The sequence below is a fragment of the Pseudomonas sp. NPDC088414 genome, from assembly GCF_044753325.1.
Taxonomy (GTDB): domain Bacteria; phylum Pseudomonadota; class Gammaproteobacteria; order Pseudomonadales; family Pseudomonadaceae; genus Aquipseudomonas.
In genome coordinates this window covers 264,287-281,089 of sequence record NZ_JBIVMY010000002.1, presented here as the reverse complement: position 1 = coordinate 281,089, position 16,803 = coordinate 264,287, and the positions used below count along the sequence as shown (strand labels likewise).

Below are 16,803 nucleotides of genomic sequence, written 5' to 3'. Positions count from 1 at the left end.
CTCAGCGGTTGGCGTCGGAATGGGTCATGGCGGTGTAGAACAGCCACGAGACCAGCAGGATGATCAGGAAGTACACCAGCGAGAACGCCGCTGCCGGACCGAGATCGAATTGGCCGACCGCCATCTGGGTCAAGGTCTGACTCAAGAAGGTTGTGGCATTGCCCGGCCCGCCGCCGGTGAGCACGAACGGCTCGGTGTAGATCATGAAACTGTCCATGAAGCGCAACATCACCGCGATCAGCAGCACGCTTTTCAACTTCGGCAACTGGATGTGCCTGAACACTGCCCAGGCCGAGGCGCGGTCGATCCGCGCCGCCTGGTAATACACGTCGGGAATCGCCCGCAGCCCGGAAAAACACAGGAGCGCCACCAGCGAAGTCCAGTGCCAGACGTCCATCACCAGCACCGTCACCCAGGCGTCCATGGTGTTGGCCGCGTAGTTGTAGCTGATGCCCAGCGCATTCAGGCTTGACCCGAGCAGGCCGATATCGGCGCGGCCGAAGATCTGCCAGATGGTGCCGACCACGTTCCACGGGATTAGCAACGGAATCGCAAGAATGATCAGCACCACCGACGACCAGCGGCCCTTGGTCGGCATGGTCAGGGCGACGGCGATACCCAACGGAATTTCGATCAACAGCACGCACGCCGAATAAATGAACTGACGCAGCAACGAGTCATGCAGACGCGGATCGAGCAGCACCTGTTTGTACCAGTCGGCGCCGACGAAGTAGCGGCTGGACTGGTCGAAAATGTCCTGCACCGAATAGTTGACCACGGTCATCATCGGGATCACCGCGCTGAACGCCACCAGCAGAAACACCGGCAACACCAGCCACCAGGCCTTGTTGTTCTGCACCTTGTTCATGGCTGCACCTCATCACCGGCTTCAAGCAGAAACTCATCGGCATAGACCATCAGCCACTGCGCCGGAAAACTGATATACGCCGTGCCCTGCGGCACCGGTTTGTCTTCGGCCAGACGCACCTTCAGCGGCGCGCCGTCGAGGTCGAGGGTGAGGATCTTGTAGGTGCCGAGGTCTTCGACGTGAACCACCCGCGCCTGCATCGCCTCGTCAAACGGCTCGTCCCAGACATGGATGAACTCCGGGCGGATGCCGACCTTCAGATTTTTCCACTGGCCGTGTTCGATATGCCGTTGCAAGGCGTCGGACAGTGGCAGGTGCGTCGAAGCGAAACCGACCCCGCCCGGTTGCGGGACCACGTCGATCAGGTTCATTCCCGGGCTGCCGATGAAGTAGCCGACAAAGGTGTGGCTCGGCCGTTCGAACAGTTCCCGCGGCGTGCCGAACTGCACGATCTGCCCGCCGTACATCACCGCGATCTTGTCGGCGAAGGTCGAGGCTTCGAGCTGATCGTGGGTGACGTAGACCATGGTGATGTTGAACTGCTCGTGGATCTGCTTGAGCTTGCGCCGCAGCTTCCATTTCAGATGCGGGTCGATCACCGTCAGCGGTTCGTCGAAAAGGATCGCCGAGACGTCGTCACGCACCAGACCACGGCCCATGGAGACTTTCTGTTTTTCGTCAGCGGTGAGGTTGCGCGCCTTCTTGCTCAACAGGTTTTGCAGGTCAAGGACTTCAGCGATTTCCTGCACCTTGCTGTGCACTTTCGCCTCGGCCATGCCCTGATTTCTCAAGGGGAAAGCCAGGTTATCGAACACGGTCATGGTGTCGTAGACCACCGGGAACTGGAACACCTGGGCGATGTTGCGCTTCTCCGGGGTCAGGTCGTTGACTGCTTTGCCATCGAACAACACATGCCCTTGCGAAGGGCTGAGCAGGCCGGAAATGATGTTGAGCAAGGTCGATTTGCCGCAGCCTGATGGGCCGAGCAAGGCATAGGCGCCGCCCTGTTCCCAGATGTGGTCCATCTCGCGGATCGCGTAATCGTCAGGCCCGCTCGGGGTTTTGCTGTAGCTGTGGGCGAGGTGCTGCAAACGGATTTCGGCCATCAGGCGACCCTCGCGACACGTTGACCCGGTGCCTGCACCAGACGGCCCTGCGCATCGAACACGAACAGTTTGTGAGTCGGGATGTAGATGCGGATCGGCGCATCGACGTCGTATTCGTGAACCCCCGGCAGGTGCAGCACCAGCAGGAAATGTTCGTTGCGCACGTGCAGGAAGGTTTCCGAGCCGCTGATCTCCGCCACTTCGACGGTGACCGCCAGCTCCAGATCGTCATCGTTGCTCGGCACCAGCGAGATATGGCTGGGGCGCACGCCAAAGCGAAACTCGCCCTCGCCCACCGGGCGCAGATCGACGTTCAGCGGGAAGTGCACGAAATTGGCAAAGCTGACTTCGTTGCCGGCGATGCGCCCCGGCATCAGGTTGATCGGCGGTTCGGAGAACAACTCTGCCGCCAGCACCGTTTGCGGCTGGTGGTAGACCGAGGTCGACGGGCCGCTCTGAATCACCCGGCCCTCGTGCAGAATCGTCGTGGTGCCGCCCAGCGCCAACGCTTCGTTGGGTTCGGTGGTGGCGTAGATCGCGATGGTGTGGCGCAGTTTGAACAGCTCGCGCATTTCCTGACGCAGTTCTTCGCGCAGCTTGTAGTCGAGGTTGACCAGCGGCTCGTCGAACAGGATCAGCTCGGCATCCTTGACCAGCGCCCGGGCCATCGCCGTGCGCTGCTGCTGACCGCCGGAAAGCTCCAGCGGATAGCGCTGCAGGAATTTCTCGATGCGCAGCATCTTCGCGGTTTCCAACACTTTGCTGTGGATGACGTCCTTGGCAACACCGGCCTGCCGCAGCGGCGAGGCGATGTTCTCGAACACGGTCATGGTCGGGTAATTGATGAACTGCTGATAGACCATCGACACGTTGCGCAGGCGCACCGGGCGCTGGGTGACATCGACGCCGTTCATCAGGACGCGGCCGCTGTCGGGCTTGTCCAGACCGGCCATCAGGCGCATCAGGCTGGTCTTGCCGGACAGCGTGCGGCCGAGCAGAACGTTGAAGGATCCGGGTTCGAATGTCAGGCAGGCATCGTCGATCCAGGTCTGGCCCTCGACGGTACGGCTGACGTGCTCCAGGGTGAGTGACATGGCTCGGCCTTTTTTATTATTGGAGTCAAGCGACCTGTGCAGCAGAGCGACATTCGTGCCAGAAATGGCAAGTGGTTGATTTGCCGTGAAAAGGCCTGAAAACGCGAGGAATGAGCGTTCATTGCTGAACACATTTGAACAGTTGGGCGATTGACAATGAACAATAGTGAACAACACTCTATGAACTCATTTCGGTGAACACCGGAGATCCTGTGGGAGCGAGCTTGCTCGCGAATGCGGTGTGTCATTCAGCCGATTCGGTGACTGATACGACGCTTTCGCGAGCAAGCTCGCTCCCACAGTTGATCTGTGTTTTGCTCAGGATTTAGGTCCATAACAACAATAAAAGACGCTGCATCAGAGGCCCACCACCATGGCCGCACCTGCCCCGCCGCTGTCCCACGACGCGATCGTCCAGAATTCCTGGCAACGTTGCCGCGCCTTCGGTCTCAACCATCAGAGCCCCCCGGCCTTCGATCAGTTGCCCGCCGCCGGCATCGCGCAGTTGCTCGACCGGCACCACGCGTTGGTGCAGACCACCCATCAGGAAGTGCTGCCGTATTACGAGAACATCCTGAGCAACTCCAATTGCCTGATCATGCTCGCCGACCATCAGGGCCAGGTGCTGACATCCTGGGGCACCCAGCGTTTTATCGAGCCGAACCTGGCTCGGGGTTTTCGCGCCGGGGCGAGCTGGATGGAACGCTGCAGCGGCACCAATGCGATCGGCACCGCGCTGGCCTGCGAACAAGCGGTGCACATCGAGCACGATGAGCACTTTCTCAAGGCCAACCGCTTCATGACCGGCTCGGCCGCACCGATTTTCGATGCCGAGCGCAAGGTCATCGCGGTGCTCGACGTGTCCAGCGACAGTTACCTGCCGCCCTCGCACACGCTGGGCATGGTCAAGATGATGAGCCAGACCGTGGAGAACCGGCTGATCCTCAACCTGTTCCACGGCCAGCACTTTCAACTGACCTTCAACACCGGGTTGAACAACCTCGACAGTCAGTGGGCGGGGTTGCTGATTTTCGATGAGAGCGGACAAGTGTTGTCGGCCAATCGCCGGGCCGACAATCTGCTCGGCGTGCGCCTGTCGCGGGTCAGTGTCGAAAGCCTGTTCAACGTGTCGTTGCTGGAACTGATGAATCAGCCCGACGGCTTGCCGTTCTCCCTGCAGACCTCGGGGCGCAACCGCTTCCAGTGCTTGTTGAAGCGCCCGCAACAAGCGCCGATTCAGCCAAGGGTATTTGCCGAACCCAAGCCCACCGCAGCGCCGCTCAAAGTGCCGGGTACGATCAGCCTCAACTCCCTGCACTTTGGCGACAGCCGCGTCGAGAAAGCCGTGCGCCAGGCCGAACGCCTGCTGGAAAAAGACATCCCGCTGCTGATCCACGGCGAAACCGGCGTCGGCAAGGAAGTCTTTGTCAAAGCCCTGCATCAGGCCAGTTCGCGCAGCAAACAGGCGTTCATCGCCGTCAACTGCGCGGCGATCCCTGCCGAACTGGTGGAGTCAGAACTGTTCGGCTATGAGAAAGGCGCGTTCACCGGCGCCAACCAGAAAGGCAGCATCGGCCTGATCCGCAAGGCGGACAAAGGCACGCTGTTTCTCGATGAAATCGGCGACATGCCGCTGCCGACTCAGGCGCGGCTGTTGCGGGTGTTGCAGGAGCGCTGTGTGCAACCGGTGGGCAGCAGCGAGTTGTTCCCGGTGGATCTGCGGATCATCTCGGCGACCAACCGCTCTTTACGCGAGCAAGTGCAACTGGGGCGGTTTCGCGAGGATTTGTACTATCGAATTGGAGGGTTGACCCTGGAACTGCCGCCGCTGCGCGAGCGCAGTGACAAAGAAGCGCTGTTCAAACGCCTGTGGGAACAGCATCGCGAACCGACGCAATGGGCCGGGCTCAGCCACGAAGTGCTGGAGCTGTTCGAGCGGCATCCATGGCCGGGAAATCTGCGTCAGGTCAGCAGCGTGATGCAGGTGGCGCTGGCGATGGCCGAGGAACAACCGGTACGGCCGGAGCATTTGCCGGATGATTTTTTTGTCGATCTGGAGATGGAGCCGGTGGAGAGCGTGCAGCCGCTGGGGCTGGATCTGAATGATGTGGAGGCGTTGAACCGGGAGTTGAAAGCAGCCGGGGGCAATATTTCGCATCTGGCGCGGCGGTTGGGGGTTAGCCGAAATACCCTGTACAAGCGCTTGCGCCAGCCTGGCGAATGAGTGCACCGCCTGCCCCTCACCCCAGCCCTCTCCCGAGGGAGAGGGAGCCGACCGTGGTGTCTACCATTGTACTTCGCTCCGATGAACCGAGGCGAATATGGGTTCGGTGACAATCCTTCAGATTGGCGCATTTCCAGAGCATCCCCCGATCAGTCCCCTCTCCCTCCGGGAGAGGGTTAGGGTGAGGGTGAGGGTGAGGGTGCTTTTGCTCTGAGAAACAAAAACCCGCACAAGGCGGGTTTTGTTTTATAGCAAATCAAGCAATCAGTCAGCCAGACGCCAGGTTGTGCCGCCCTTGCCGTCTTCCAGCACCACGCCCATGGCGGTGAGCTGGTCGCGGATGCGGTCGGATTCGGCCCAGTCCTTGCCGGCGCGTGCCGCCAGACGTGCAGCAATCAGCGCATCGACTTCAGCCGCATCGACACGCCCTTCGGCGCCCGCCTGCAGGAAGTCATCGGCTTCCAGCTGCAACACGCCCAGCACGCTTGCCAGTTCTTTCAGACGTGCCGCCAGGCCGGCCGCCGCGTCGAGATCGCTCTCGCGCAGACGGTTGATCTCACGCACCATCTCGAACAGCACCGCGCAGGCTTCCGGCGTGCCGAAGTCGTCGTTCATCACCGTGGTGAAACGCTCGACGAAGGCTTCGCCGCCAGCCGGAGCAACGCTCGGCAGGCCTTTCAACGCATGGTAGAAACGCTCGAGTGCGCCCTTGGCGTCCTTGAGGTTGTCTTCCGAGTAGTTGATCGCGCTGCGGTAGTGACTGGACACCAGCAGGTAACGCACGACTTCCGGGTGGTACTTGTCGAGCACGTCGCGAATGGTGAAGAAGTTGTTCAAGGACTTGGACATCTTCTCGCCATTGATGCGGATCATGCCGCAATGCATCCACGCGTTGGCGTAGGTCTTGCCGGTGGCCGCTTCGCTCTGGGCGATTTCGTTTTCGTGGTGCGGAAACTCGAGGTCGCTGCCGCCGCCATGAATGTCGAAGGTCTCACCGAGGCAGCAGGTGGACATCACCGAGCACTCGATGTGCCAGCCCGGACGCCCGGCGCCCCACGGCGATTCCCAGCTCGGCTCACCCGGTTTGGCGGCTTTCCACAGGACGAAATCCAGCGGGTCTTCTTTCGACTCGTCGACTTCGATGCGTGCACCGATACGCAGGTCTTCGATTTTCTTGCGCGACAGCTTGCCGTAGCCCATGAACTTGGCGACGCGGTAGTACACGTCGCCATTGCCCGGAGCATAAGCGAAGCCCTTGTCGATCAGGGTCTGGATCATCGCGTGCATGCCCGGAATGTGATCCGTGGCACGCGGCTCCATGTCCGGCTTCTTGATGTTCAGGCGCGCTTCGTCTTCGTGCATCGCGGCGATCATGCGCTCGGTCAGCGCTTCGAACGACTCACCGTTCTCGCGCGCACGATTGATGATCTTGTCGTCGATGTCGGTGATGTTGCGCACGTAGGTCAGGTCGTAACCGCTGAACCGCAACCAGCGGGTCACCAGGTCGAACGCGACCATGCTGCGGCCGTGGCCGAGGTGGCAGTAGTCGTACACGGTCATGCCGCACACGTACATGCGCACCTTGTTGCCATCCAGCGGCTTGAAGACTTCTTTGCTCTTGGTGAGCGTGTTGTAGATCGTCAGCACGTTAATTTCCTTGACGCAGAATCACTGGCCCCACGAATCACGCAGGGTCACGGTACGGTTGAATACCGGCTGACCTGGTTTCGAGTCCTTGATGTCGGCAACGAAGTAGCCTTCGCGCTCGAACTGGAAACGGTCTTCCGGATGTGCATTGCCCAACGAAGGCTCAGCACGACAACCGGTCAGCACTTGCAGTGAGTCAGGGTTGATGTTGTCGAGGAAACTCGCGCTGTCTTCGGCCTTCTCCGGGTTCGGAGAACGGAACAGGCGATCGTACAGACGCACTTCGCACTCGATGCTGGCAGCCGCCGTCACCCAGTCGATCACGCCCTTGACCTTGCGGCCTTCAGGGTTCTTGCCCAGGGTGTCCGGGTCGTACGAGCAACGCAGTTCGACGATGTTGCCGTCGGCGTCCTTGATCGCTTCGTCGGCACGGATCACGTAGCTGCCGCGCAGACGCACTTCGCCGTTCGGCTCCAGACGCTTGTAGCCCTTTGGCGGCTCTTCCATGAAGTCATCGCGGTCGATGTAGATTTCACGGGCGAACGGCAGCTGACGCACGCCGAGTTCTTCTTTCTGCGGATGACGCGGCAGTTCGAGGTTCTCGACCTGACCTTCCGGGTAGTTGGTGATCACGACTTTCAACGGACGCAGCACGCACATGGCGCGTGGGGCGTTCGCGTCCAGGTCCTGACGGATGCTGAACTCGAGCATGCCGAAGTCGACCACGCCATCGGAACGGTTGGTGCCGACCATGTCGCAGAAATTGCGGATCGATGCCGGGGTGTAGCCGCGACGGCGGAAACCCGACAGCGTCGACATGCGTGGGTCGTCCCAGCCGTGCACGTGCTTTTCATCCACCAACTGCTTGAGCTTGCGCTTGCTGGTGATGGTGTAGTTCAGGTTCAGGCGGCTGAACTCGTACTGGCGCGGGTTGGCCGGCACCGGCAGGTTGTCCAGGAACCACTCGTACAGCGGACGATGGCTTTCGAATTCCAGGGTGCAGATCGAGTGGGTGATGCCTTCGATGGCGTCCGACTGACCGTGGGTGAAGTCGTAGTTCGGGTAGATGCACCACTTGTCACCGGTCTGGTGGTGATGGGCGTGGCGGATGCGGTACATGATCGGGTCGCGCAGGTTCATGTTCGGCGAAGCCATGTCGATCTTCGCGCGCAGCACGCGGGCGCCGTCCGGGAACTCACCGGCACGCATGCGCGCGAACCAGTCGAGATTCTCTTCCACCGAACGGTCGCGGAACGGGCTGTTCTTGCCCGGCTCGGTCAGACTGCCACGGTATTCCTTGGCCTGCTCCGGGGTCAGGTCGTCGACGTAGGCCTTGCCGGCCTTGATCAGCTCCACCGCCCAGTCGTGCAACTGGTCGAAATACTGCGAGGCGTAGCGCACTTCGCCGGACCACTCGAAGCCCAGCCATTTGACGTCGGATTCGATCGCGTCGATGTATTCCTGGTCTTCCTTGGCCGGGTTGGTGTCGTCGAAACGCAGGTGCGTGACGCCGCCGAACTCCTGGGCCAGGCCGAAGTTCACGCAGATCGACTTGGCGTGGCCGATGTGCAGGTAGCCGTTGGGCTCAGGCGGAAAACGGGTGACGATCTGGGTGTGCTTGCCCGAGTCCAGGTCTGCCTGGATGATCGGCCGCAGGAAATTGACCGGCACGGCAGGGCCGGACTTGGCATTCGAGGTAGGGTCGACAGTGGGCTTGCTCATAGGATCCTTGACTTACATGTGCGCGGCCGCAAAGGGGGCCAGACAAAACAAAGCCGCTATCATAGCCGATGCTGTCAAGGGGCTGACAGAGCACGGCCTATAAAGGAGTGCATTTAATCGAAGGGTTTTGGAAAAACAGCCTCGAAATTCGCGCCTGTCACGCTAAACTGCGCTCCTTGGCCGATGCAGGCTGAACCGGTTTCGGTACTCAGTGTCCGAAAACCACGAATTCCTTATAAAGAGTAGCGATCATGACTCAAGTCAAACTGACCACCAACTACGGCGACATCGTCATCGAACTGGACGCTGAAAAAGCGCCGATCACCGTTGCCAACTTTCTTGAATACGTTAAGGCCGGCCACTACGAAAACGTAGTCTTTCACCGTGTGATCAAGGGCTTCATGATCCAGGGCGGCGGTTTCCAGCCTGGCATGCAAGAAAAGAAAGACAAGCGCGCCAGCATCCAGAACGAAGCCGACAACGGCCTGAAGAACGAGAAGTACACCCTGGCCATGGCCCGCACCATGGACCCGCACTCGGCCTCGGCGCAGTTCTTCATCAACGCCACCAACAACAGCTTCCTCAACCACACCGCCAAGACCGCTCAGGGCTGGGGTTATGCCGTGTTCGGTAAAGTGGTTGCCGGTACCGACGTAGTCGACAAGATCGAAGGCGTGGCCACCACTTCCAAGGCCGGTCACCAGGACGTGCCGAAAGACGACGTGATCATCGAGAAAGCCGAGATCATCGAAGCGTGATATTGCTGATTTCAGACTTGCATCTGGAAGAGGAGCGCCCGGACATTACCCGGGCGTTTCTGGATTTGCTCGCCGGACGCGCCCGCTCGGCGAGTGCGCTCTACATTCTCGGCGACTTCTTCGAGGCGTGGATTGGCGACGATGCCATGACGCCCTTCCAGCGTTCCATCTGCCAGGCCCTGCGCCAATTGAGCGACAGCGGCACGGCGATCTTTCTGATGCACGGCAATCGCGACTTCCTGCTCGGCAAGGCCTTCTGCAAAGAAGCCGGCTGCACGCTGTTGAAGGACCCGAGTGTCGTGCAGTTTTACGGCGAGCCAGTGCTGCTGATGCACGGCGACAGCCTGTGCACCCGCGACGAAGCCTACATGAAGCTGCGCCGCTACCTGCGTAACCCGATCACCCTGTTCATCCTGCGCCACCTGCCGCTGAGCACCCGTCACAAACTGGCGCGCAAGCTGCGCAGTGAAAGCCGCGCGCAGACACGGATGAAGGCCAATGACATCGTCGATGTCACGCCGGAGGAAATTCCGCGGATCATGCAGGAATACGGGGTGAAAACCCTGATTCATGGCCACACCCATCGCCCGGCGATCCATAAGCTGCAGCTCGGTGAGCAGGCGGCGAAGCGGATTGTGCTGGGGGATTGGGATCGTCAGGGTTGGGCGTTGCAGGTGGATGAGAACGGGTTTGCCCTGGCGCCGTTCGACTTTGCTCCGCCACTGGCTTTGCCGCACGGCTGAAGATCGCTACCCCCTCACCCCAGCCCTCTCCCCCAGGGGGGCGAGGGGGAAAGGGAGCCGATCTTCATGCTATTCAAAACCTGAGTTCAACTCGGTGGCTCAGGTCGGCGGACCTCGAAAGAAACCCTCAGTCAGTCCCCTCTCCCTCCGGGAGAGGGTTAGGGTGAGGGGCTTTTGACCTTAGTGTCCTGAAGCAGCAGGCCCGGCCTTCGCCGCAAACGGCGGTTTCGCCAGCCACACAATCAGAATCAGCCCCATGAACCCCCAGCCCAGCAGCGTGAAGTAATCCACCGTGGAGAGCATGTACGCCTGACTGGTGAGGATCTGATCCATCTGCGCATAAGCCGATTGGCTCGCGCCGCCCAAATGATTCAGGGTCTCGCGGGTCGCCGGTTCGAAGGTGCTGATGCTTTCGCTCATGTACGCATGATGCTGATCGGCGCGGCGGATCCAGATCCAAGTGGTCAGCGAGGCGGCGAAGCTGCCGCCCAAGGTGCGCAGGAAGGTCGCAAGGCCTGCGCCGTCGGCAATCTGACTCGGCGGTAAGTCCGACATCAGGATGCTCAGGGTCGGCATGAAGAACAGCGCCACGCCAATCCCCATGAACAGTTGCACCAGGGCGATGTGCTGGAAGTCCACCTCGTTGGTGAACTCGGCGCGCATGAAGCAGCTCAGGCCAATCGCCAGGAACGCCAGCCCTGCCAGCAGGCGCAGATCGAACTTGTTCGCGTACTTGCCGACAAAAGGCGACAGCAGCACCGGCAGGATACCGATCGGCGCCACGGCCAGACCGGCCCAGGTCGCGGTGTAACCCATCTGCGTCTGCAGCCACTGCGGCAGGATCAGGTTGATGCCGAAGAAGCCGGCGTAACCCAATACCAGCACCAGCGTGCCGATGCGGAAGTTGCGGTGGGCAAAAAGCCGCAGGTTGACCACCGGATGCTGGTCGGTCATTTCCCAGATCACAAACACTGCCAGGGCGATCACCGAAATCGCCGCGCCGATGATGATGAAGTTCGATTCGAACCAGTCCAGGTCATTGCCCTTGTCGAGGATCACCTGCAACGCGCCGACGCCGATGATCAACGTGATCAGCCCGACGTAATCCATTGGCTGACGGCTGGTCTCCACCGGACGCTTGGCCAGTTGTGAGCGCACTACCATCACCGCAAAGATGCCGATCGGTACGTTGATGAAGAAGATCCACGGCCAGCTGTAGCTGTCGGTGATCCAGCCACCAAGAATGGGCCCGGCAATCGGCGCGACCACCGTGACCATCGCCAGCAACGCGAGGGCCATGCCGCGCCTCGCGGGGGGATACACGGCAATCAACAGGGTTTGCGTCATCGGGTACAGCGGCCCGGCCACCAGGCCTTGCAGCACGCGGAAGCCGATCAGTTCCGGCATCGACGTGGAGATACCGCAGAGGAACGAGGCCAGCACGAACAGAATGGTCGCCCACAAAAACAGCTTCACCTCGCCGAAACGCCGACTGAGCCAGCCGGTCAGCGGCAGTGCGATGGCGTTGCTCACGGCAAACGAGGTGATCACCCAGGTGCCCTGCTCCGAACTCACCCCGAGGTTGCCGGAAATTGTCGGCAACGCCACGTTGGCGATGGTGGTGTCGAGCACTTGCATGAACGTCGCCAGCGACAGGCCGATGGTGCTGAGCAACAGGCTGGGCGGCGTGAAAGAGGCGTTATTGCTCATTGTGAATCCTATGAAACCGGGTTGACGCTATGGAGCGTGCCTTTGTGGCGAGGGAGCTTGCTCCCGCTCGGCTGCGAAGCAGTCGCAAAGCTATTGGGGCCGCTTCGCGCCCCAGCGGGAGCAAGCTCCCTCGCCACAAAAGCCCGCACCTGAAGAGTGTGATCTCAGCGTTGCGCGGTCTTGCTCACCGCAGCGCTGTTGTCGTGGATCAGCTGCGCAATCATCGCGTCGGCTTCGGCCAGTTGGCGGTCGTAGACGTTGGTGCTGAACGAGGCCTTTTGCGGCGGTTGCTGGGCCAGCACCGGGCCGCTCTGGTCGTGCAGATTCACCTCAACGTTGGTCGACAGACCGACCCGCAGCGGGTGCTTGGCCAGCTCTTCGGCGTTGATGTGAATCCGCACTGGCACACGCTGCACGATCTTGATCCAGTTGCCGGTGGCGTTCTGCGCCGGCAGCAGGGCGAATGCGCTGCCGGTACCGGCGCCGAGGCTGTCGACGGTGCCGCTGTACTTCACGCTGCTGCCGTAGATGTCGGATTCGATGTCCACCGGTTGGCCGATGCGCATGTCACGCAGTTGGGTTTCCTTGAAGTTGGCGTCGATCCACAACTGATCCAGCGGAATCACCGCCATCAGCGCAGTGCCCGGCTGTACGCGCTGACCGAGCTGCACGGTGCGTTTGGCGACGTAACCGGTGACTGGCGCGATAAGGGTGCTACGGGCGTTGGTCAGGTACGCCTGACGCAGATCGGCAGCCGCCGACATCACGTCCGGGTGCGACGACACCACGGTGTCGTCGACCAGCGCGCTGGTGGTTTTCAGTTGCTGCTTGGCGTTGGCCAGGGCGTTTTGCGCCGAGGTCAGATCGTCGCGAGCGTGGGACAGTTCTTCCTGGGAAATCGCCCCGCCAGCGGCGAGGTTTTTCCGGCGATTGTAGTTGTCCTGAGCCTTCTGCACTTCAGCCTGTTGCGCGTTGACCTGGGCTTTCATGCCGTCAACGTTGCTGTACAGGCCGCGCACCTGACGCACAGTGCGCGCGAGTTTCGCCTGGGCACTTTGCAGGCCGACTTCGGCGTCGTTGGGGTCAAAGTTGATCAGCACTTGCCCCTCGTGAACCAGATCGCCATCGTCGGCGCCGATGCTGACCACGGTGCCGGTGACCAACGGGGTGATCTCAACAACGTTGCCGTTGACGTAGGCGTCGTCGGTGCTTTCGTTGAAGCGCCCGATGAATTCGTGATACGCCCAGACGCCGGCACCGGCGAGCAGGACCACGACGGCCAGCACCAGCAGCATGAATTTGCGCTTGCGCGGATTGCCGGTGTCGGGGGTGTTGGCTTGAGTTTGGGTGTTTTCGGCAGTGGCCATGACAAATACCTGAATTAGTTGTGCGGCGTGGCTGGGATGGCGTTGGCTGCGGTCAGGGTTTCACCCTGAAAGCCGCCGCCCAGCGCTTGCATCAGTTGAATCGACAGGTCGATCTGCTCGGCATTGAGGTTGGCCAGCTGACGCTGGGCCTGCAGCAATTGCTGCTCGATGCTGAGCACGTCCAGGTAGTTGCCGATGCCGGAACCGTAACGCTGGACGACGGTGTTGTAAGAATCCTGAGCAATCTCGGTGGCGTGTTGCTGCGCGCCGATCTGCCGGCCGATGTCACGCAACTGGTTGATCGTGTCGCTGACATCGCCCAGTGCCTTCACCAGGTTTTTGTTGTACTGCGCCACCGCCAGATCGTAATCGGCGTCGCGCGCATCGAGGTTGGCGCGCAGGCGCCCGCCGTCGAAGATTGGTACCGAAATGGTCGGGGCGATGCTGAAGAAGCGACTGGCCGACCCGAACATCGCGTCACCCAACAAGGATTCGGCACCGGCCGAGGCCGTGAGGTTCAAGTTGGGATAAAAGCGGGTTTTCGCCGAGTCGATGTCTTTGCTCGCCGCCTCCACGCGCCAGCGCGCCGCGACCAGATCCGGACGCCGACCGAGCAGTTCCGCCGGCAATACCGACGGCACCGCCACGGCACTGGCTTGCAGGACTTTCGGCCGGGCGATTTCGTTGCCGCGATCCGGGCCTTTGCCGAGCAGTACGGCCAGGGCGATTTTCGCGCTGTTCAGACGTTTTTCAGCGTCGATCAGGCTGGCTTCGGAACTGGCCTCAAGGCTTTGGGTTTGCTGGAACTGGTACTGGCTGTCGATCCCGGCACTCAGGCGACGCTGGCTCAAATCGAGCATCTGTTTGGTGCGCTTGAGGTCGTCGTTGGCCAGGTCGTAGACGATGTGCGCCTGACCCAGATCACTGTAGGCCCGGGCCACGTCGGCGGCGAGGGTCAGCTGTGCAGCCTGACGATCGACTTCAGCGGCGCGAGCCTGACCGAGCGCGGCCTCCCAGGCATCACGCTGGCCGCCCCACAGGTCGAAGTTGTAATTGAACCCGGCGCTGACGTTGCGCACGGTGGCGTAGGCATCGCCCTGCCCTCGCGGGTCCTGATCCTTGGCCAGGCGCGAACGGCTGATACCGGCGCTGGCGTCGAGGGTTGGATAACGTTCGGCATCGGCGGCATAGGCTGCGGCGCTGGCCTGATGCGCGCGGGCTTCGGCGATCTGCATGTCCGGGCTGTCGTGCAGCGCTTCGCGGATCAGCCCGTCGAGTTGCGGATCGCCAAGGCTGGTCCACCAGTCGCTCTTCGGCCACGCGGCCGGCGACAGGGTCACGCCGCTGAGGGATTGGCCGACTTTCAGGCTTTTCGCATCGAGATTTTTGCCTTGGGTATCGAGGCCGCTGTAATTGGCGCAACCGGCCAGAATCATCGCCGACAGCACCAGAGTCAGGCTGCTGCGCAAGGTTTTACTGCTCATTGTGTTCACCTAAGCGCTGGATAGTGATCGGGTCACCGGCTGCCAGCAGGATTTTCTTGAGGATGTATTCCAGGGTCTTCAACTCGTCCGTGGTGACGGCACCGGCCAGTTCATTCATGGCATCGGCGCCGATGTGCGGCAGGCGATCGGCCAGTTGCTGGCCCTGCTCGGTGAGCTTGAGCTGCACCTGACGGCGATCGCCTTCGCTGCGTTGGCGAGCCAGGAAACCTTTCTGCTCCAGACGATCGAGCATGCGTGTCATCGAACCGCTGTCCAGCGACAGATGCCGGCACAGCTCAGCCGGGGTGTCGACGCCGTACTGGGCCATGATGATCAACACCTTGAACTGCGCGGCGGTGATGCCGTGGGGTTCCATGTGGGTGTCGATGATCCTGTCCTTGAGCAGCGCAGCACGGCCGAGCAACAGGCCGAGATGGCAATGTTTGAATCCGTCCGGGGTGAAATGCTTCATGTGCTCACCTAATAACTGCCTAGGCAGTGAATGTATGTCGAGATGTTACTGCCTAGGCAGCGAATGTCAACGTAATAGTTAGGTTGCTTTGTAATTAGTTGACCAGTGGACTGGGTTTTGTGTTTGGCGGGCGAACGCTATCGCTGGCAAGCCAGCTCCCACAGGTTTCTATGGCGTACGTGAATTTTGAGTACACCACTGACCCTGTGGGAGCTGGCTTGCCAGCGATTGGGGCAACCCGGTTTAAAGGCGTTCAGACTTCATCGGAAGGACGGGCAGCCGCCGGCGGCTGGAGGGGATGCACTTCGCGCCCGCGCAAGGCCGTGACTGCATAACCGCAGGCGCGTCGGGTCACCGCAAACATGCTGTGCCAGCCCGGCGGTGCCGGCTCGATGGCAGCATGCAGCGCCCGGGCGTAATCGAGCACCAGCCCGGGCGTCCAGGCCATTACTTCGGCGCGCTTGCGCACCTGCGCCGCGACCCAGAATTCGGGGCTGAAGATGATCCGGGCAAAATCGAACATGCTTGAATGCCCGCGATTCATCGAGCCTTCCAGAGCCGCCTCCAGGCTATGGGCCACGGCACTGGAACAGTTGCGGCTGGTGAGGTTGTAGGTGTCGTTCTGTCGATACGCCACCCAGAACGCCTGCAATCGCCGGGCATCATAGTGGGCAAAACTGACCTGAACCGAAGACGGGCACCAGTCCGCCACCTCGCCGGCATAGTCCGGCAGAAACCGCCCGGCGACATCGTTGTTCGGCGTCGCCCGCAGTAACCGCACGAAATCCCCCGCCGAGCGGTCGATGTCGTCCAGCGGGTAATGGCTGATGTAAATATCCGGGCCACATTCCAGTGCCGCGTGGCCGGCGGAAATGACCCCATTGATATCAACCGCCGCGATGTAGCGATTGAGCAGACGGTTGCGCACCAGGGTGTCATCCACAGTGCCGCTGGGGGTCCAGATGTGGATGACCAGAGCGTCGCTGCTGGCCGGCGCACTAACCGCAGCAGGGTCGGTCAGCGGCGGCAGGTGCCTGAAGCGCACGGCTTGGCGCAACAACGCGCAGCCCGAGAGAAACAGGCTCATGCCTATGCAGAACGGCACCGTGCCCTTATACAGTGTCGGATACGGCTCAAGGATAAACACGCCAAAGCCGAGTTCGAACAACCCGGCCAGCAGCGACACTTGCCAGCCGACAAAACGTACCACCACCGCAGCCGCCAGCCTGAAGACCCCATCAACGATGAAAGCCCCGCCAAACAGCACCGCCAGAATCAGCCCGGCAGCATGTTGCCGGTCAACGATCAGAAGCCCCAGCAAGAGAAACGCCAGACCTCGCGCTTTACGCAGGGCCGCAGCGGTCCCGGTTTGCGGGGCTGGCACCAGCAGCAGGATCAGCGCTTCGAGCAACAACAGATAGCCGAAGAGATGCAGCGGAAAATACAGAACGCCATCCAGCGCATCGATGAAGATCGCCACCCCGGCCGCGCCCCAGACAATGCCGGTCAGCGCCAGCGCGGACCAACGCTTGCGGACGAAGTCGTTACCGAGCAGGACCATACTCAAGCGAACCATAGACGCAACCGGCAAGGTTTTCGGGGGTTCGG

At 61.1% G+C, this 16,803-nt stretch carries 13 protein-coding genes; 3 read left to right on the top strand and 10 right to left on the bottom strand.

The features are described 5' to 3' along the window. Position 1 precedes the first annotated feature (1 nt). The 3 genes from ACIP8I_RS04090 to ACIP8I_RS04080 are packed head-to-tail and all read right to left on the bottom strand — an operon-like array spanning position 2 to position 3,068. Entirely contained in the window at positions 2-868 is an 867-nt protein-coding gene (locus ACIP8I_RS04090) for a carbohydrate ABC transporter permease (RefSeq protein ID WP_007961995.1), read from the bottom strand. Then, a complete protein-coding gene (locus ACIP8I_RS04085) occupies positions 865-1,974 on the bottom strand; it encodes an ABC transporter ATP-binding protein (RefSeq protein WP_400758871.1) in 1,110 nt (369 codons plus the stop codon). Before ACIP8I_RS04085 ends, ACIP8I_RS04090 begins: the two co-directional genes overlap by 4 nt. After that, a complete protein-coding gene (locus tag ACIP8I_RS04080) occupies positions 1,974-3,068 on the bottom strand; it encodes an ABC transporter ATP-binding protein (RefSeq protein WP_400758868.1) in 1,095 nt (364 codons plus the stop codon). Before ACIP8I_RS04080 ends, ACIP8I_RS04085 begins: the two co-directional genes overlap by 1 nt. Before the next feature lie 373 nt (positions 3,069-3,441). Between ACIP8I_RS04080 and ACIP8I_RS04075 the strand changes: the two genes are divergently transcribed. After that, entirely contained in the window at positions 3,442-5,292 is a 1,851-nt protein-coding gene (locus ACIP8I_RS04075; protein ID WP_400758865.1) for a sigma-54-dependent Fis family transcriptional regulator, read from the top strand. Between the two features lie 264 nt (positions 5,293-5,556). Here the strand turns inward: ACIP8I_RS04075 and cysS are convergent, their stop codons facing one another. Together cysS and ACIP8I_RS04065 are read right to left on the bottom strand one after the other, a co-directional pair. After that, positions 5,557-6,939, bottom strand: a complete 1,383-nt coding sequence (cysS, locus tag ACIP8I_RS04070; RefSeq protein ID WP_047291685.1) for a cysteine--tRNA ligase — start codon at positions 6,937-6,939, stop codon at positions 5,557-5,559. Between the two features lie 21 nt (positions 6,940-6,960). After that, positions 6,961-8,661 carry a glutamine--tRNA ligase/YqeY domain fusion protein gene (locus ACIP8I_RS04065; protein WP_400758862.1) on the bottom strand — a complete coding sequence of 567 codons (1,701 nt, stop codon included), beginning with the start codon at positions 8,659-8,661 and terminating at the stop codon, positions 6,961-6,963. A 251-nt stretch (positions 8,662-8,912) separates the two neighbouring features. Here ACIP8I_RS04065 and ACIP8I_RS04060 point away from each other — a divergent pair, with 251 nt between their 5' ends. Continuing rightward, positions 8,913-9,419 (top strand): peptidylprolyl isomerase, encoded by a 507-nt coding sequence (locus tag ACIP8I_RS04060; RefSeq protein ID WP_134785991.1) that lies wholly within the window; start codon positions 8,913-8,915, stop codon positions 9,417-9,419. Beyond that, entirely contained in the window at positions 9,416-10,162 is a 747-nt protein-coding gene (gene lpxH, locus ACIP8I_RS04055; protein ID WP_400758860.1) for a UDP-2,3-diacylglucosamine diphosphatase, read from the top strand. Before ACIP8I_RS04060 ends, lpxH begins: the two co-directional genes overlap by 4 nt. A gap of 180 nt (positions 10,163-10,342) precedes the next feature. On the opposite strand, the gene ACIP8I_RS04050 is transcribed toward lpxH, so the two are convergent. The 5 genes from ACIP8I_RS04050 to ACIP8I_RS04030 form a co-directional block, all read right to left on the bottom strand. Beyond that, positions 10,343-11,872, bottom strand: coding sequence for a DHA2 family efflux MFS transporter permease subunit (locus tag ACIP8I_RS04050; RefSeq protein ID WP_027614637.1), 1,530 nt, complete (start codon positions 11,870-11,872; stop codon positions 10,343-10,345). A gap of 164 nt (positions 11,873-12,036) precedes the next feature. Next, positions 12,037-13,239 (bottom strand): efflux RND transporter periplasmic adaptor subunit, encoded by a 1,203-nt coding sequence (locus ACIP8I_RS04045; protein WP_400758857.1) that lies wholly within the window; start codon positions 13,237-13,239, stop codon positions 12,037-12,039. 14 nt (positions 13,240-13,253) lie between these two features. Further along, positions 13,254-14,723: an efflux transporter outer membrane subunit gene (locus ACIP8I_RS04040; protein WP_400758854.1), complete on the bottom strand. Its 1,470-nt coding sequence runs from the start codon at positions 14,721-14,723 to the stop codon at positions 13,254-13,256. Continuing rightward, positions 14,713-15,195, bottom strand: coding sequence for a MarR family winged helix-turn-helix transcriptional regulator (locus tag ACIP8I_RS04035; protein WP_007961084.1), 483 nt, complete (start codon positions 15,193-15,195; stop codon positions 14,713-14,715). Before ACIP8I_RS04035 ends, ACIP8I_RS04040 begins: the two co-directional genes overlap by 11 nt. 253 nt (positions 15,196-15,448) lie before the next feature. Continuing rightward, positions 15,449-16,771: a hypothetical protein gene (locus ACIP8I_RS04030; RefSeq protein WP_400758852.1), complete on the bottom strand. Its 1,323-nt coding sequence runs from the start codon at positions 16,769-16,771 to the stop codon at positions 15,449-15,451. Between the last annotated feature and the right edge of the window lie 32 nt (positions 16,772-16,803).

Bases quoted from the DNA above. Each gene is read 5' to 3' on its own strand.
- ACIP8I_RS04065 (WP_400758862.1), bottom strand. From the start codon at position 8,661: ATGAGCAAGCCCACTGTCGACCCTACCTCGAATGCCAAGTCCGGCCCT.
- ACIP8I_RS04050 (WP_027614637.1), bottom strand. From the start codon at position 11,872: ATGAGCAATAACGCCTCTTTCACGCCGCCCAGCCTGTTGCTCAGCACC.
- ACIP8I_RS04060 (WP_134785991.1), top strand. From the start codon at position 8,913: ATGACTCAAGTCAAACTGACCACCAACTACGGCGACATCGTCATCGAA.
- ACIP8I_RS04030 (WP_400758852.1), bottom strand. From the start codon at position 16,771: ATGGTTCGCTTGAGTATGGTCCTGCTCGGTAACGACTTCGTCCGCAAG.
- ACIP8I_RS04035 (WP_007961084.1), bottom strand. From the start codon at position 15,195: ATGAAGCATTTCACCCCGGACGGATTCAAACATTGCCATCTCGGCCTG.
- ACIP8I_RS04085 (WP_400758871.1), bottom strand. From the start codon at position 1,974: ATGGCCGAAATCCGTTTGCAGCACCTCGCCCACAGCTACAGCAAAACC.
- ACIP8I_RS04045 (WP_400758857.1), bottom strand. From the start codon at position 13,239: ATGGCCACTGCCGAAAACACCCAAACTCAAGCCAACACCCCCGACACC.
- ACIP8I_RS04040 (WP_400758854.1), bottom strand. From the start codon at position 14,723: ATGAGCAGTAAAACCTTGCGCAGCAGCCTGACTCTGGTGCTGTCGGCG.
- ACIP8I_RS04080 (WP_400758868.1), bottom strand. From the start codon at position 3,068: ATGTCACTCACCCTGGAGCACGTCAGCCGTACCGTCGAGGGCCAGACC.
- ACIP8I_RS04075 (WP_400758865.1), top strand. From the start codon at position 3,442: ATGGCCGCACCTGCCCCGCCGCTGTCCCACGACGCGATCGTCCAGAAT.
- ACIP8I_RS04090 (WP_007961995.1), bottom strand. From the start codon at position 868: ATGAACAAGGTGCAGAACAACAAGGCCTGGTGGCTGGTGTTGCCGGTG.